Here is a 16,114-nt window from a genome sequence, read left to right on the forward strand (position 1 = left end):
CTTGCATACAAATTCATTTGCCGGTTGTAAGAACATGGAGCACGAAGTGCGGAATGTTCGTGTGCGAAATCGAGTAGGAGTCAGCCTACTCGATTTACCAAGGAGCATGATTACTTGAAGAAACTGAACTTTTACTACATTGAGCTAGAGTGATAAACCGCCTTCCCACAGAGAGGGCATTGTAGCAAAAAACGGATACCTGTCAAGGACAAGCTATCGTGCGCATAGGCGCATCCTTGACAGGTATCCGTTTTTTGCATTTTGGTGGTCAAGGGGGAAGGCGGAAATAGCTAGCCTTTACTTTCATGTTTTTTTGCTGTATATTATGCATTGTATTTTCAAGAGAATTCTTTTTTCAAAGTATCTTTTGAAGTGGTTGCTCTTTCTGGAGCGGCCAGGATTTCACTTGTTGAGTATTTTTGTAGATTATACAGATAGAACCAGGAGATTTGTGTTATCTATCTGCAAGTAAATGTATTTAACAATTATTATGACGGATAGCTTGGTTGTTTTGGCACAACCTATCTGTATAAAAGAGAATTATGTTGAGAATGTTGGCGGATAGCTGAGGCAATCTGTGCGGTTATATCTGCTGGAGTTCCGAGATATAGAGCGAAATTGACGGATAGATAAGCTGGTTTTTGGAATCATATCCGTTTGAGCGAGCTGATTAAAGAATTTACGACGGATATGAGAAGGATAATTTCCGAATCTATCTGTCAATATAACTAATACTAAGGGGAAATGATAATGACAGTAAAAACGTATAATGAAATTATTGGAGCAAATAAAGAAAAAGAGCTTCTTGAAGCGCTAAAGGCGAGAAACTTATACCTAAAAAAGATAATCACTGAAAAAGAAAAGACAATAGCCAAAGCGCCGGAAGGGCTATTACGGATCTCAAGAAGTGGAAATCGTATTCAGTATTATTATAGAACTGATCCGAAAGACTTTAATGGAGAGTACATTAAAGATGATAATTGCCAGTTAGCCTGTAAACTTGCCCAGAAAGACTATGATTCAAGAGTATTAAAGATTGCAGAGGCAGAAATAAAGCTAACAAAAAAATATGAAAAACTTCTAGAAAAAAATATGATATCCGACGTCTATGAATCATTACATGACGGCAGGAGAAGGTTGATTGTTCCGACAGAACTATCTAGTGAGCAATTCGTTGAGAGGTGGACCAGCGTGAGTTATGAGCCGATGTCAGTCAGCGAGGATATAAGCTTTTATTCAACTTGTGGAGTCAGGGTAAGATCCAAGTCAGAGCTGATTATTGCTAACATGCTTGAGCAAAAGGGCATCCCTTATCGTTATGAATATCCAATCACCCTAAAGGGACAGGAAACGGTTCGTCCTGATTTTATGTGCCTAAATGTGAGTACAAGACAAGAGTTTATATGGGAACATTTTGGAATGATGGATAACATAGCTTATGCCAACAAGAATGTAGCGAAGATTAATACCTATGAACAGAATGGATATTTTCAGGGAAAAAACATGATAATGACATTTGAAACTTCTCAACATGCCTTAAGTTCTAATATAATAAAGGCTATGATTGAAAATTACCTAGTTTAGTTAAAGCTCGCTGGGGGCAGGAGGACTTAATATAGATGGAGGATATGTTGGCACAGAATAAAAGCGGATGGACGCTGCTTGAATATTTAAAGGTCAGTGAGGAAGAAATAGAGAACTACGATCCGGTTACAGGTGCGTTTGCTGTTATATCTGTAAATGGTGAATTTCTTATTGGATATAATTCCTGGAGAGGGCAGTGGGAATTTCCTGCTGGAAGAATAGAGCAGGGAGAAACAGCCCGTGAGGCAGCGATTCGTGAGTTGTTTGAAGAGACGCATCAGACACAAAGGGATTTGGAATTTGCCGGGTTGTTTAAAGTCAGAGATTCAAAGGGAAATATCAAGTACCAGGCAATTTTTACAGGTGAATTGGCGGAGCTGCAAGCTTTTAATCCTACGGATGGGGACGAGATGGAAAAAATCCGTTTATGGGATTTAAAAGAAGATATTGGATATGTAGATGAATGTGATCTTAAGATGGCCGAGATGACTGCAGGCAATAGAGATAGAGCCATTTACCTTACTTCGATGACTCCGGAAATGTATCAAAGATATTTTAAAGAATATGAAAATGATCCGGATCTATGGCTTGATAAAACAAAGTACGTTCCGTACGAGTACAGTGAGGAAAAGGTTGATCAATATATTAAACGCCAACAGGATCTTAAGAGAAAAACACTTGCAATAATGTGCGGGGAAGAGATTGTCGGCGAAGTGATCATAAAGAATATCGAAGAAAATAAATGTGCTACCTTGGGAATTTGTTTAAAGAACGCGGCATATAAAGACCATGGTATAGGGACGCAGGCTGAGAAACTGGCTATTGATTATGTTTTTCACGAGTTGAATATACCGGTGTTATATGCGGATTCAATACAGCCTAATACGAGAAGTCAGCATGTTTTGGAGAAAGTTGGCTTTAAATATGTGAATGAGGATGCTGACTTTAAGTATTATCAGATAGATCGGGGGTTATAATCACCTGATATAAAAAGCTCAGCTGGTTACAAATTGTAACCAACTGAGCTTAAGTTATTTAGTGCCTATCGTCCGGTATGTAGTGATATTTTAATTTACCAACTGTTATGTCCATAGAACCGTCCTTGTTGTAGGTTCCGCTGCCGCCAATACCTGGGAATGTGATGCTTATGGTTCCGTCAGAGTCAATGTGATATGTTCCTGGCATACCGGCCTGATCAACGGTGCCATCTTTTTGGAAATGAAGGTCGTCGCTGGGATCGGGGTGTTCAGGGCAATAGTATGTGCCTTCAAGAAATGTAACGTTCTTTTCTACGTCAGAATTATCGTAATCCTTATCGCGCTCCATGTGATAGACACTATATCCAAATGTAAAATCGATAGTATCAGTGAATGGGTCATAATTTCCTTTACCGGTAAGCATGCCAATATTTACAGTGAAGTTACAGTCAAAATCGATGTAATATGTACCGCTGCCATCAGACGGAGTATCTACAGTACCATCTTCAAAAAATTCAAAAGCAAGAGATTCTTCATTTTTATTTGTGCAGACATATCTGCCGGTAAGCCAGGTTGCGTATTCATCACCATCTGTGACATATGAATCTCCAACAGCACCATCCCCAATAGGTGCATCGCCAACCGGTTCTTCTGCAATCTGCTCTACAATAACAGGTTCAGATGTTGCTTCCGCAGCTGCATTTGTTTCAGGTGATGCGGGAACAGTCGGAGGAGCCTGTTCATCAACAATAGATGCCTGCTCACTGCTGGCAGAGACGGTCTCTGCTTTTTCACCGCATCCTGCTAATGACATGGTCATAAGGACGGTCAAAGCAGCTGCAGTAATTGCTTTTCTTCTCATTAAATTTTCCTCCAACTGTTACTTTTTTCAACTTAATGAGGATTTTAGGCTCCTAAGCCGGGTTTTGTCAATGGTTTCCGGGTTTTATATATATAGATACCTCCCATTTTTGACATTTCTGCTCCGATTTTGTATATTTCAGAGGATACGCATTGTCTGAAAGACAGGCTTTGCTATTATGGCAAAAAAGAACAAATTAGTTGGGAGAGTTATTAAAGTAATGATGAAAAAAGTAGTTTACAGAAGCATTGGAGTTTTGCTTTCCATGGCAATGCTTTGTGGATGCGCAGCACAGGGAAAGAGTGGGGAGATAGGAAGTGACGCCGGCGCTTCAGTCAGCAGTACTTTGACAAGTAGCACTTCAGCCAGCAGCACAGAGGTAAGTGTTTCACTTCTTTCAGAGGATGTGACTGAAGAATCCGTTAATAAAGTTAAGGATGCATGGCAGAGATTATCTGAAATTGTCCCCCTTACAGACACTGAGTTCGCGATTGGTCCTGCTACAGAACATGTAAAAAAAGATGATCGTGTCAACTTTACTGAGAAGGAGATCAGTGATGACAATTTTAATGAAGTATTCACTGATAAGTGCACAGACTTACCATACTGGAAAACGGTGGGCCTGACAGAATATGCATTTGGCTATACACCTGTTAATACAGAGGATCAGGTAAAAGAATACCTTGATAAAAGAGAAGAGAAAACACTTCCTCTTTTCGCTTTATACTTTTTTGAGGAATTTTCAGAAGAAAGTGACCTGCAAATGTCCAGAGACTGCGCATATTACCTGACTAGATACGCTCTGGATAAATACTCATTTAACGACTTTTCCGTAAATGATCACAGAGGTGAATGGCTCGCAGATCTTGGATCCACAGGCGATTTCAGATTCGATGAGATAGATGAATTAGTAGAGGCTGCCACAGCCGTTAAAAGCCAAACAGGCGCCACTGTTAAGTGCGCCGGAAACATCTGGGATATAACAGAGGTTGAGTGGCTGAAAACTGTGGATGATGTTTACTGTCTTCTGTACGAGGCGGAGGAGGGAATCCAAAATCTGTGTAAAAGAATCGCAGCAGAATCAGACATTTATACTGAAGAAAGCTTTCGCAAAAGTGTCCAGATTACTCTGACAGACGAGGGCGAATTATCAACATATAGAGATGGAGTAATAAGACTACTTCAGCCAATTGCTTTCGTTCATGAGTATATCCATCATACGTTAAACTATTCCTTTAAGGAAGGCTGGATTGCTGAAGGGCTGGCAGTATACTACAGCAGGGACTATGAGGAGGCCTATGTGCGTGGTCATAACATGTTTGGTGACTCCTTCCAGAAATGGTATGAAGAAGGCATTATAGATGATGAATCCATGGCAAAAATGGAACAGGATGGAGCCGCAGAATATGAATTGACAATAGTAGATTACTATCAGAAATTGAGAGAAAAAGATAAGGATCAGAATAATCAGTATACCTGCTATGAATATGCAAATGGTCTTACCGATCTGACTTTCTTTGGAACGGAAACCCGTGAGAATCTGAAGTATATAAAAACAATAAGAGACGTATACGACATAGCCGGTAACATGGAAAAAATGGATGACCTTGGATTTGACCTTACCTACCAAGCAGCCATGGTTATCACAGAAGACCTTATCGCAAAGTATGGCCTTGATAGCCTTGTTGAATCCTCGGGTTCCTTTGAGGAAGATTTTGGAGTGACTTCAGACGAATACATCCGGAACTATATAGACAACAAAATGTATATGCACTTTTTAGAGGAGTAAAGTTTGAAGTATTCTGTTTTTTCAGGGTCAGATAAAGGAGGATTACAAAATGGCCAGATATCGGAAGGTTCATACAGAAAAGGAAGCAAAGGACAATGAAAAGGCGGTTTGACTTTATTGAAAGAAGAGAGTTCTGAACTCTCTTTTTTTCTGCATTTAGATATAGTATCATCAAGAGGATACAGTAAACATCAGCGTTTCTGGAGGGGACGATAGTGGATAAAAAGAAACAATCAAACGAAGAGAGAGCAGAGGCTACAACCGGTTATGATCCGGAATTTGAAGGCTTGGATAATCCACTCAAGGAAGCGCTGTGGATGAGCCTTGATGAGATCAGTTATCCCGGAAACTAAAACAGAGAATAACCGATTAGGAGAAAAAATGGAATTCATAGATGCACTCAAGCAGGGCAGCCTTGCGGATATACGTAAATGTCCCAAGGCAGACCTGCACAATCATTTTGTGCTGGGCGGGAACAGAAGTTTTTTGAAAGAGCATACCGGAAGAGATATTCAGCCAATTACGCAGCCACTCCATTCCATGGATGAAATGCATGCCTGGAATGCTCAGAATATAGGAGATTATTTCAACTCGCCTGAAGGCCGTAGAATGCTTATTAAGGCAACCTTTGCTCAGGCAAAAGAGGATGGAGTTACTATTCTGGAAATTGGCGAAGATGTCTGGGGTCTTGGAGAGTTCTTCCATGGAAATATAGAAGAGCTCGTGGAGGCGTTTGAAACTGCACACAAGGAAATTGCTCCTGAGATTGAGCTGCGGCTCCAGATAGGAATGTCAAGGCATTGCGACATAGCATATCTTGAGGAATGTTTATCACATTTTTGGGGATGCAAAGCGTTTTACTCAATTGACCTTTATGGGGATGAGCTTGCTCAGCCAATAGAGAATTTCAAATCTATCTATCGACGCGCAAAAGCCGAAGGACTTAGGTTAAAGGCCCATGTAGGTGAGTGGGGAACTGCAGATGATGTAAGACGTGCAGTAGAATGTCTGGAATTGGATGAGGTTCAGCATGGCATTGCAGCTGTAGAGGATCCCTCTGTGATTCGCTTCCTCGCAGACAATCACATCAGACTGAACATTACTCCTTCCAGTAACTATCTCCTGGGAAGGGTAAAAGATCTGAAGTCACACCCTATTGCGGAACTTTATCGAAACGGTGTAGACGTCACTATAGGTTCTGATGATGTCTTGATCTTCGATTCGGATGTTTCCAGGGAATATCTGCGTTTGTATCAGTCTGGCTGCCTGATGCCGGAGGAGTTGGACAATATACGCAAGAATGGACTTAAGATGAGGAATAAGCCATGGTCATATTGATAACAGGGGCATCTCACACCGGGAAAACGGCTCTTGCCCAGAAGATGCTTGAAAAATATAAATATCCATATGTGTCTATCGACCATATCAAAATGGGGCTGATCAGAAGTGGTAATACCAAGCTGACTACTGAAGATTCAGACGCTGTTCTCACAGATTATCTGTGGCCCATTGTTCGGGAGATGGTCAAGACAGCAATAGAGAACAGGCAGAATCTTATTGTGGAAGGCTGCTACGTACCTTTTGGCTGGAGACAGGATTTTAGTAAGGAATACCTTGAGGATATCCGTTTTATTTGTCTTGCCTTGACAGATGATTACATAGACGCCCATTTTTCTGATATTAAGGCGCATGCCTCAGATATTGAATCAAGGATTGATGATTCGTACTGCACGGCTATAACTCTCAAGGCTGATAACAGGCAGGTTATCAATGGTTTTAAAGCCGCAGGAGAAGAAGTGATACTCATTGAGTCGGATTATGAGCAAGCTATAAATAACTTATTGACGCGAAGAACTTGAGGAGATGAAAGAAAAGCTTCTTTGCGAACTGGATAAGCTACTTAAAGATTAGGAATAATAAATGTCAAAAAATGTAGAATTCTACAGATTTATTGATTTAGAATCGGAGGTAATGATAAAATACTAATATAAAAAAATGTAGAATTCTACAATTTAGGAGATTACATGATAAAGAGAGATAAATACCTAAACCAACTTATAAATGCACAAAAAAATGGTTTCCCTAAGATTATTACCGGCATAAGGCGATGTGGGAAATCATTTTTGCTAAAAGAAATATATAGAGAATACCTGATAAATAATGGTGTTCAGGAAAAGAACATCCTTGTTATGGAGTTGGACGATGATAGGAATAGCAAATATCGTGATCCCATAGAACTTGGTGAATATGTTCGGAATTATTGTAAGGGTGATGGTGACTATTTTGTCTTTATTGATGAGATCCAAAAGGTATATAAGATAATGAATCCGGTGCTTACAGAAGGAAAGCATGTCCTGGCTGGTGAAGATACCGAAGAAACAATATCTTTTGTAGACGTTGTCTTGGGATTATCAAGGGAAAAGAACATAGATTTGTATGTTACAGGATCTAATTCAAAAATGCTATCTTCCGATATTGTTACGGAATTTAGAGACAAAGCAACTAATATTGCGTTGGCACCGTTATCCTTTGAAGAATACTTTGAGTATGTAGGAGGATCAGCAACAGATGCGATTTATTCATATATACAGTATGGAGGAATGCCTCTTGCTGTTTTAAAGAGCGATGAAGAAAGAAAAGAATATCTTAAGAACCTTTTTCAGACTACATATTTCAGTGATATTGTGGAGCGAAATCATCTAAAAAAGAGCGAAGCATTGGATGAACTATGCAACATAATCAGTTCATCAACGGGTTCATTGCTAAACGCTGATAAGATTGCAAATACATTCGTGAGCATACGACATGAAAAAATAAACAGAACGACTGTGGAAAACTACATAACATACTTTAAGGATGCTTTTTTGCTCCGAGAAGCGTCACGATATGATCTTAAGGGTAGGAAAGAGGTTGGAGCATTAAGAAAGTATTATTTTTGCGACACGGGACTTCGAAATGCCAGGCTTAATTTTGCTTTTCCTGATGAGGGACAGATGCTGGAAAACATCGTTTATAATGAGCTTTGTTATAATGGCTATACTGTAAACGTTGGAGCTTTTGATTCTGTTGAAAAAGATAAAAATGGAAAGTCTGTTAGAAAAACTAATGAAGTAGATTTTTACGCCACAAAGGGAGTGAGATCATACTATATCCAAGTAACCGCGGACATATCAAATGCTGATACAAAGGCAAGAGAGGTAAGGCCATATATCATGCTGAATGATCAGGTTCAGAAGGTGTTGGTGATCAATAGGCCTGTTAACGAAACCAGAGATGAGCATGGATATACGGTTATAGGGATTGCAGACTTTTTGCTAAGATTTATAAAGTAATGTATATCCAGGTACTAAGGCCCACCTCATGGTGCTTGAGGATGGGATCACGCTGGTGATAAATGTCATGGACAAAGACGCGTTCCTTAGCAAGTTCAATAGAGAAAATGTCCATGAAAACGTATGGGAAGGGGAAACCTATCAAAAGCTTCTGGATAAAGATGGTATCCTTCCGGATATAGAGCGTCTTGAGGAGACCCAGACTTTATTTGAGGAAACACCCTCGGAAGAGGTATTTGTTAATATCTGCAACGAGTTCTGGTGGGTGATGAAAACCTTTGCTGAGTATACCCTGCGAAAAGAGCTTCCTGCTGCGATGTTTTATTTTAACGTAGCTGTCAGAGATCTTCTTAACAGGATGCTCCGCTGGCATATATATCTGCAGTCGGGAAAGGTAGTAGATATGGGCATTCTCGACTGCAACATGGAAAAATTATTAGATAAAGACCTTTTTGCACTATATAAGAAGACCTATCCAAACGCTGACTATGATCAGATCTGGGAAGCCTTTAATGCAGCACAATTGCTGTGGCAAAAGTCTGGAAGCGCAGTAGCAGAGCGCTGCGGATACTCATATCCTGAAGAGACGGAAAAGAACATGTTAAGATTCATAGATAATCTCAGAGGACAGCGGTATAGGTAATGATGTTTCCGTAGAAGTTGAATGATGGCATCTTGTTTCCTGTTCTGGTGGTATTTAATGTAAAAAAAATTGAAAAAAACTGAAGACTTTTTCAAAGGTATTTCGTTTTAATAAATGAGAGGCGAGAAAAAGGAGGTGGGGAAAACGGATTCGCGAGATAAGCTTATACAACTTATGAATGAATATAAGAATCTGGTTTTCTCAGTCTGCCTTAAGATGACCGGTGACTATTTTACCGCGGAGGATATCACCCAGGACACATTTATTTCAGCCTACGAGCATCTGTCGGAATTTACAGGCGGCTCCGAGAAAGCCTGGCTCTGCAGGATAGCAAGCAACAAATGTATTGACTATCTGAAGGCCGCCGAGAGACGAACGCTCCCTGTAGCGGGGGATGAACTTCCCGAAGATGGTGATAACACAGAAGGACCAATTGGTCTTTTTGCCACAAAAGATGTTCTCCGGCAGGTTGAGCATAAATGCAATGAGTTGCCCGAAGGCTACGGGGCCATTGCCGGAATGTATTTTCTTAAGGGCCTGACGGCAAAAGAGATAGCGGAAAAAGAGAAAATTCCACTAAAAACTGTTCAGACCAGAATATATAGGGCCCGGGAAATGCTCAGAAAAACTGTGAGAAAGGAGGATCTGCTGGCATGAGTAAGGACTATGAATATTTATCGGACGACGAACTTAATAAGCTGATGGAGCTGGCGGAGAGCGACATTTCGGTGTCTGCCCCGGAAAGTGTGGAAGCCGAAGTTCTTGATTACATCACGGAAAAAGAAAAACTCCTTCAAAAGAAATCCAATATCAGAGCGGTTCCTCCAAGAAAAGCAGTTTCGCGGAATACGGTTTCCTTCGCAGTGTATTGTTTAAAGGTGTTTGGATCCATAGCTGCAGCGATCATGATACTTGCGATAACACCATTTATCAGGCAAAACAACCTAGCCGGTGTACCAACAAGAGAGGACATAATCTCCGGAACGCAGGTTAAGAGCAGAGAAGAAGTGTTGTCGAGAATACCGGTAAAAACAAGAGAAGAAGTGATAAGCGATGAGAGTAACGGCGTTTTGCCAAGGCTCGAGTCCATTTTTGAAATGATAAGGGAGGCATATTATGAGACCAATTAAGAAAAGCAGATTCTTTACATTTATTTTTTCCTTCTGCCCCGGGGCAGCTGAGATGTACATGGGCTTTATGAAAAATGGAGTAACGCTTATGGCCATATTTTTCCTGCTGTGCGGATTTATGGCTGTAACAGGATTTGATTTCCTGATGGCGGTTATTGCTATTGTATGGTTTTACGCTTTTTTCCATGCCAGAAACATCGCAAAGATGGACGATATGACCTTTTCACAGTTCGAAGATGTGTACGTTTGGGAAGAGTTTGACAGGAAAGGTGCATTTAAGATCTCAAGCTCCAAGTTAAGGACGGTTGCCTCAATTACTCTGATACTGGTTGGAGGAGGAATTCTCTGGAATTATCTGTTGGACATTGTCGCCAGGTTCATTCCCGGTGACTATTGGGATTATATCTACCCCATCATCGATCGTCTGCCCAGCGCCATCATAGCTCTGGCACTTATAGTCGCAGGATTTGTTCTTATCCGCGGCAAAAAGAAAGAACTTACAGAGCAGCAGAATGCTGCTGATGTGGTGGCCAGTGCTGAGCTTTTTACACAGAAAGATAATACAAAGGAGGCCTGAGCCATGGAAAAATCTGAAAGAATCCACAGAGTTGGTTCCATAACCACAGGCCTTACCCTGATCGTGATGGGAGTGTGTTTTATTCTTCATTTGTTCCTTGGGCTCATCAGCTATGAAATGATCTTCAGATTTTGGCCTGTGATCATCATCGGCCTTGGAATAGAACTTCTTGTCTCCAATGTTATTACGGAAAAGCTTGTATACGATAAGGCAGCGATATTTCTGCTGATAGTTATGGTGTTTTTTTCAATGGGCATGGCAGTGGCGGACCTGGCCATGGTAAATATCAATGTGTGAAAATGGCAGAATGCGCATGAATAGTGAGTACAGCGTATCATGATGCGGCGAGATACTTGAAAATAGTGACATATTTGGCGGCGTATAATCGGAAATACTGATTGTACGCTGCTTTTTTTATAGTTATAATAGGGCGTAAGTGTATGAAAAAGGATAATACAGGGAGGTGAAGGACATGGAAGACTACAGTTTGCAGCACAAGAAGGCCTGGGAGTTTGATGCATATGATTTCTGGGTAAGAACTGCGGGGACGCCCAAGGAGCGGGCAGCGAAGGACAAGGAAAATCCCAAGAAGATGCTCAAGCAGTATGCAGGCTACTTTGATTCCTTTGAAGGTATAAGGGTTGCCAATATATGCGGATCCTGCGGTAAAAAGGCAGTTCCGTTGGCGCTACTTGGGGCAGAGGTGACGGTCTTTGATATCTCCGAAGCCAATAAGAAATATGCAGTTGAAACCGCTGAGGCAGCAGGCACCAAGATAGCCTATGAAGTTTGCGACATCATGGAAATCGACATGGGCAGGTACGAAGGCTATTTTGACGTGGTATTCATGGAAGGCGGAATCCTTCACTATTTCCACGATATAGATGCGTTTATGAAGGTGATGAGGTCACTACTTAAGCCCGGAGGCAAGATGATCTGCAGCGACTTCCACCCTTTTACCAAGATATCGGATATTTTGGGACTGCAGCAGCCCACCATGAGCTATTTTTCCACAGACATATTTGAAGGTGAGATGGCCCACGCAAGATTCTACGACGAGGAGATCCGTAAGCAGATTCCCTAGTGCCACTACAGGAAGTACACCATTAGTGAAATCATCAATTCAATAATTGAAAATGGGTTTACGTTGGAGAGATTTGATGAGCATCCTTCCTGGGAAAATGAGAAGCTTCCGGGGGAATTCACAGCTATAGCAAAAAAGTAGAAATAAAGATGGAGGGGTGAACAGATGTTAAAAAGACTGACGGATCGAATCTGGTACTATCCCATGGAGGAAGAGCGGGACAGGCCTAATCTTGGATATATCCGGGGCGATAATTGGAGTCTTGCGGTGGACGCAGGGCACTCTGAGGCCCACACAAGGGAGTTTTACAGAGCGCTGGAAGAGAACGGTCTTCCGCTTCCAACGCTCACCGTGATAACCCATTGGCACTGGGATCATACCTTTGGAATGCATGCGGTGAACGGCCTTTGCCTTGCAAATGAACGCACTGATCAGTATTTGATTGATTTCAGGAACAGGCTGGCGGAGAAAGGAACGGAGTTCTTTTTGGACATGCATGAGAGTATACGCCGAGAATATGCTGATAACAGGCCAGTGATCGTAACACCTGCGGATATGGTATTTAAGGATAGCATGACGCTGGATGCAGGTAATTGCCAGGTTAAGGTCTTCTGTGCAGATGCGCCCCATACCGATGATTCTACATTTATTGAGGTGCCCGGAGAGGGCGTCTTGTTCGTTGGAGATGCTACCTGCGGTACGTTTCCGGAGGGGAAAAAGGATCCCGCTCTTAGCAGGAGCCTGGCTGAGATCATCAGGAAGTCTGAGGCTCCTACCTGCCTTGAAGGACACTGGGTTCCGGTTCCGAAGGAAGACACAATACGAGACTTGTTAGAGGAGACATAAGAATTACATGAATATTGTTGATTTACCAAAAGAGAAATGGAAAGGAGTAGCGATTCCCCTTGTTACAAGGAGCGACAGCTATTACGATTTTGATATAAAGCAGCTTGATGGCGAGGGCTGCAAGATAGAACTTGTCAAAAAGAAGGCAGAGAAGGAGATACTTCATACACCTGAAGAGTATGATTTTCCGGATTCTTTGTACCAGGATCACTGGGAAAATGCAGAGGCCTTCGGAATTGTGGGGGATAACGATGAACTTCTTGCATGTATCGAGGTATGCCCCGAAGAATGGTCAAACAGACTTCTTGTCACTGAACTGTGGGTATCAGATGCCCTCAGGGGCCAGGGCTATGGCAAAAAGCTAATGGACAAGGCAAAAGAGGTGGCCAAGGCCCAGAACAGAAGAGCTATAATCCTTGAGACCCAGTCCTGCAACACCAATGCCATAGGCTTTTATCTTCATGAGGGATTTGAGCTTGTTGGTTTTGACACCTGCTGCTATACAAATGATGACATTGGCAGGCGCGAAGTCAGGATCAATCTGGGTTACTTTTTCAACAGAGATGGGAGAAGATGGCAGGAAGCAAAGTAAAGAAAGGGGGCATACAACCCTTTTAACAACCCTTTTAGAGTATATAATAATTCAATTACAGGCCGCAGGTTAAAGAATCTGAGGCCTGCTCTTTACAAAAACTACTAGCGTGTGTATAGTATTTTCATACTATTCTAGAGATTTCTGTCAAGAATTCTTTTGAAATAGCTGATCTGGTTCGCAGATAGCTATAAAAATACCCTGAATGAATTTTGGAATTGGCTATTTTTGGTATTTGCATATGAGACAAGCTTATTTGAACTGTTAATATGCATTGAAGGACCATTGGTTCTCGTTAGTTAGTCCTGTACGAGTGCGGAATATAGCATAGTACATACGAAACTTGATATGAAGAAGTGTTTCATATGCTTCTTGTCTCAATATTGAAGACGAGTGCTGTCATAGTTCGAGTGAAATGCATATTAAATAGGTTGGTTGCGGCAAAGTAATATGCAATGCTGCTTCTGGAAGAGCAAATAATGTGGAAATCAAGGAAACAAAGGCATACGAAAGACTAGCTTCAAGCCAAGTTAATATGCATATCGATATAGGAAGTGGTGACATACATACAGCAGTACATCCCAAAGGCATATCTTGACGGAATTATCTGATAATCAAATGAGTAGAAATGTGGAGGAGCAATATAATCTATGCAGGATTGTAAAGAAGTAGAAACAAGCCGAGAGACCTTATGCGCTGTTAATGCGCGCAAGGCTGAGCTTGAGAGCATGATCAAAGAGCTGGAGCGAAAAATTGCAGAGGCTCCTGAAGGAGGACTAAGAGTTTTAAAGCGTAATAAATCTTTCCAATATTATTGGAGGAAAAAGCCCCAAGACAAAAATGGTGTTTTTATTCCTAAACGTGAAATCGCAATTGCAACTAAACTTGCGCAAAGAGATTACAATCAACTGGTATTGCAGATTGCAAAGGAAGAACTTAGCATCATAAACTCCTATGAAAGCATGTTAATAAATGAATCCGTAGAAAAAGCGATAGAGCGCTTTAATGATGGAAGAAAAAGACTTATAGAGCCAATTAGCATTTCCGACAAAGAATTTGTTGATCTATGGCAAGACGAAGAATATGAACATTTTGGCTTTGATGATACAAACGAGTATTACTCTGTAAATGGCGTAAGGGTAAGGTCCAAATCAGAAGTGATAATAGCAAACCTTCTAGAGCATTATGATATACCGTATAAATATGAGTATCCGCTTACTATGGGAAAAAGTATGACCAGACCTGATTTCATGTGCCTTAATGTAAGAGCAAGAAAAGAATATGTATGGGAACATTTTGGAATGATGGATGATCCGGAGTACGCTAATAAAAATATTAAAAAGATATCTATATATGAACAGAATGGCTATCACGCAGGAAATAACATGATTCTGACATTTGAGTCTTCACAAGTGCCGTTAAACTCAAATATAATTAAGGATAAAATAGAGCAATACTTGTTATAATCAGCACTCGGGTAAAGTTGTGGTGATTTTGTTATCATAATTTACTAGTGGGAGAATGAAAAGTGGAATACACACATTTTGTTTCTGTAGCTGGCTTGGTACGTAACGATAAGGACGAAATCCTTCTACTGAAAAGTCCGAACAGAGGCTGGGAGTATCCCGGGGGAATGGTTGAACCCGGAGAAGCTTTGCAAGACGCACTTATAAGAGAAATCAAAGAAGAAACCGGTGTAGATGTTGAGATCACAGGCTTCATAGGAGTGTGTAAAAACATTCAGAAAGATGTGGTAAACATTGACTTTTCCTGCAAGTACACAGGCGGAGAGCTTGCTACGGGGGATGAGAGCCTTGACGTAAAATGGGTCAACAATGATGAAGCGCTAGAGTTGGTAACATATCCCCTTACAAAGAAAAGACTTGAAAATATGTTGGCAGCAGGCGATACAGTTAGTTGCTTTAGCTTTAAAAAGGAACCTTTTGAGCTAGTTACTGAAGGAAGGTATACGGTTGGGAGATAATAACATGCAGGAATTAATCAGCATTTCCATGCAATAGATTAAGAGAGAGAATAAAATGGATTTAAGAAATGTATATTTTGTTATTGGCACATCCTATGCAGGGAAGTCTACAATAGTAAAGAATCTTGCCAAAAAGCATAACGGATTGGCTCTTGAAGAGAATTACCACGACGAGAAGCTTCCTGAACTTGACAGTAAGGAATTCCCAAATCTTACCTATACCCGGGACCTTCAGGACTGGCATGAATTCATCCGCAGGACTCCGGATGAGTATGTGACATGGATAAATAATGTGAAGAAAGAGTGCGAGATTGTTGAACTTCAGATTCTTGAGGAACTGCTCAGTGATCAAAAGAACTGTGATAAGAAGATATTTGTGGATACAAACATCAGCATCGAGACCCTTCATAAGATCTCTGACGCAGACCATGTTCTGGTGATGTTGTCAGATCCACAGATCAGCATCCACCGCTTTTTTGACCGCCCTGATCCGGAGAAGCAGTTTCTCTATCAGCTTATGCTGGAGGAACCGGATCCACAGGCAGCACTGGATAACTATCGAGAAATACTTACCAGGATATGCTCTAAGGAGGAATATGAGATGCTGGAAAACTCCGGCTTCAAAGTAATCTATCGAGATGAAGACAGAACTCAGGAAGAAACTGTCAGGCTTGCTGAAGAATTATTAAAGATTACAGATTGACTAGAAGATAA

General features: G+C 41.2%; 18 protein-coding genes and 1 pseudogene. 18 read left to right on the forward strand and 1 reads right to left on the reverse strand.

What is annotated here, in order from left to right; translation table 11 throughout:
* Nucleotides 1-750 precede the first annotated feature (750 nt).
* A complete protein-coding gene (locus G588_RS0112075; protein ID WP_022778998.1) occupies nucleotides 751-1,584 on the forward strand; it encodes a hypothetical protein in 834 nt (277 codons plus the stop codon).
* Nucleotides 1,585-1,619: 35 nt separating this feature from the next.
* Nucleotides 1,620-2,561 carry a GNAT family N-acetyltransferase gene (locus G588_RS22780; RefSeq protein ID WP_022778999.1) on the forward strand — a complete coding sequence of 314 codons (942 nt, stop codon included), beginning with the start codon at nucleotides 1,620-1,622 and terminating at the stop codon, nucleotides 2,559-2,561.
* Between the two features lie 58 nt (nucleotides 2,562-2,619).
* Here the strand turns inward: G588_RS22780 and G588_RS0112085 are convergent, their stop codons facing one another.
* On the reverse strand, nucleotides 2,620-3,423 hold the full coding sequence (locus tag G588_RS0112085; RefSeq protein ID WP_022779000.1) for a hypothetical protein: 804 nt from the start codon (nucleotides 3,421-3,423) through the stop codon (nucleotides 2,620-2,622).
* 220 nt (nucleotides 3,424-3,643) lie between these two features.
* Between G588_RS0112085 and G588_RS0112090 the strand changes: the two genes are divergently transcribed.
* The 16 genes and pseudogenes from G588_RS0112090 (at nucleotide 3,644) to G588_RS20125 (ending at nucleotide 16,103) form a co-directional block, all read left to right on the forward strand.
* Nucleotides 3,644-5,212 carry a hypothetical protein gene (locus G588_RS0112090; RefSeq protein ID WP_022779001.1) on the forward strand — a complete coding sequence of 523 codons (1,569 nt, stop codon included), beginning with the start codon at nucleotides 3,644-3,646 and terminating at the stop codon, nucleotides 5,210-5,212.
* A 215-nt stretch (nucleotides 5,213-5,427) separates the two neighbouring features.
* Nucleotides 5,428-5,565, forward strand: coding sequence for a hypothetical protein (locus G588_RS22525; RefSeq protein WP_022779002.1), 138 nt, complete (start codon nucleotides 5,428-5,430; stop codon nucleotides 5,563-5,565).
* A 28-nt stretch (nucleotides 5,566-5,593) separates the two neighbouring features.
* Nucleotides 5,594-6,550, forward strand: coding sequence for an adenosine deaminase (locus tag G588_RS0112100; RefSeq protein ID WP_022779003.1), 957 nt, complete (start codon nucleotides 5,594-5,596; stop codon nucleotides 6,548-6,550).
* Nucleotides 6,538-7,071, forward strand: a complete 534-nt coding sequence (locus G588_RS0112105; protein ID WP_022779004.1) for an adenylate kinase — start codon at nucleotides 6,538-6,540, stop codon at nucleotides 7,069-7,071. Before G588_RS0112100 ends, G588_RS0112105 begins: the two co-directional genes overlap by 13 nt.
* A 165-nt stretch (nucleotides 7,072-7,236) precedes the next feature.
* Complete coding sequence (locus G588_RS0112110) at nucleotides 7,237-8,544, forward strand: ATP-binding protein (RefSeq protein ID WP_022779005.1); 1,308 nt, start codon at nucleotides 7,237-7,239, stop codon at nucleotides 8,542-8,544.
* A 25-nt stretch (nucleotides 8,545-8,569) separates the two neighbouring features.
* A pseudogene (locus G588_RS0112115) lies at nucleotides 8,570-9,187 on the forward strand (aminoglycoside 6-adenylyltransferase); the annotation flags it as partial.
* 114 nt (nucleotides 9,188-9,301) lie between these two features.
* A complete protein-coding gene (locus tag G588_RS0112120; protein WP_026668755.1) occupies nucleotides 9,302-9,844 on the forward strand; it encodes an RNA polymerase sigma factor in 543 nt (180 codons plus the stop codon).
* Complete coding sequence (locus G588_RS0112125) at nucleotides 9,841-10,317, forward strand: hypothetical protein (protein WP_022779008.1); 477 nt, start codon at nucleotides 9,841-9,843, stop codon at nucleotides 10,315-10,317. The genes G588_RS0112120 and G588_RS0112125 overlap by 4 nt, the downstream gene beginning before the upstream one ends.
* Complete coding sequence (locus G588_RS0112130; protein ID WP_022779009.1) at nucleotides 10,304-10,894, forward strand: hypothetical protein; 591 nt, start codon at nucleotides 10,304-10,306, stop codon at nucleotides 10,892-10,894. The genes G588_RS0112125 and G588_RS0112130 overlap by 14 nt, the downstream gene beginning before the upstream one ends.
* Nucleotides 10,895-10,897: 3 nt before the next feature.
* Nucleotides 10,898-11,191: a LiaF transmembrane domain-containing protein gene (locus tag G588_RS0112135; protein ID WP_022779010.1), complete on the forward strand. Its 294-nt coding sequence runs from the start codon at nucleotides 10,898-10,900 to the stop codon at nucleotides 11,189-11,191.
* Nucleotides 11,192-11,366: 175 nt separating this feature from the next.
* Nucleotides 11,367-11,978 carry a class I SAM-dependent methyltransferase gene (locus tag G588_RS20110; protein WP_242830366.1) on the forward strand — a complete coding sequence of 204 codons (612 nt, stop codon included), beginning with the start codon at nucleotides 11,367-11,369 and terminating at the stop codon, nucleotides 11,976-11,978.
* 165 nt (nucleotides 11,979-12,143) lie between these two features.
* Nucleotides 12,144-12,824 (forward strand): MBL fold metallo-hydrolase, encoded by a 681-nt coding sequence (locus tag G588_RS0112145; protein ID WP_022779011.1) that lies wholly within the window; start codon nucleotides 12,144-12,146, stop codon nucleotides 12,822-12,824.
* Between the two features lie 7 nt (nucleotides 12,825-12,831).
* Entirely contained in the window at nucleotides 12,832-13,416 is a 585-nt protein-coding gene (locus tag G588_RS20115) for a GNAT family N-acetyltransferase (protein WP_022779012.1), read from the forward strand.
* Nucleotides 13,417-14,066: 650 nt separating this feature from the next.
* Nucleotides 14,067-14,882, forward strand: a complete 816-nt coding sequence (locus G588_RS21610; RefSeq protein WP_022779013.1) for a hypothetical protein — start codon at nucleotides 14,067-14,069, stop codon at nucleotides 14,880-14,882.
* 62 nt (nucleotides 14,883-14,944) lie between these two features.
* The gene (locus tag G588_RS0112160; RefSeq protein ID WP_022779014.1) at nucleotides 14,945-15,400 is read left to right on the forward strand and encodes an NUDIX hydrolase; all 456 of its coding nucleotides are present in this window, start codon (nucleotides 14,945-14,947) and stop codon (nucleotides 15,398-15,400) included.
* 55 nt (nucleotides 15,401-15,455) lie between these two features.
* Nucleotides 15,456-16,103 (forward strand): hypothetical protein, encoded by a 648-nt coding sequence (locus G588_RS20125; RefSeq protein ID WP_022779015.1) that lies wholly within the window; start codon nucleotides 15,456-15,458, stop codon nucleotides 16,101-16,103.
* Nucleotides 16,104-16,114 lie beyond the last annotated feature (11 nt).

Origin of the sequence: Butyrivibrio sp. AE3009 (assembly GCF_000420845.1) — a bacterium.
Lineage (GTDB): Bacteria > Bacillota > Clostridia > Lachnospirales > Lachnospiraceae > Butyrivibrio.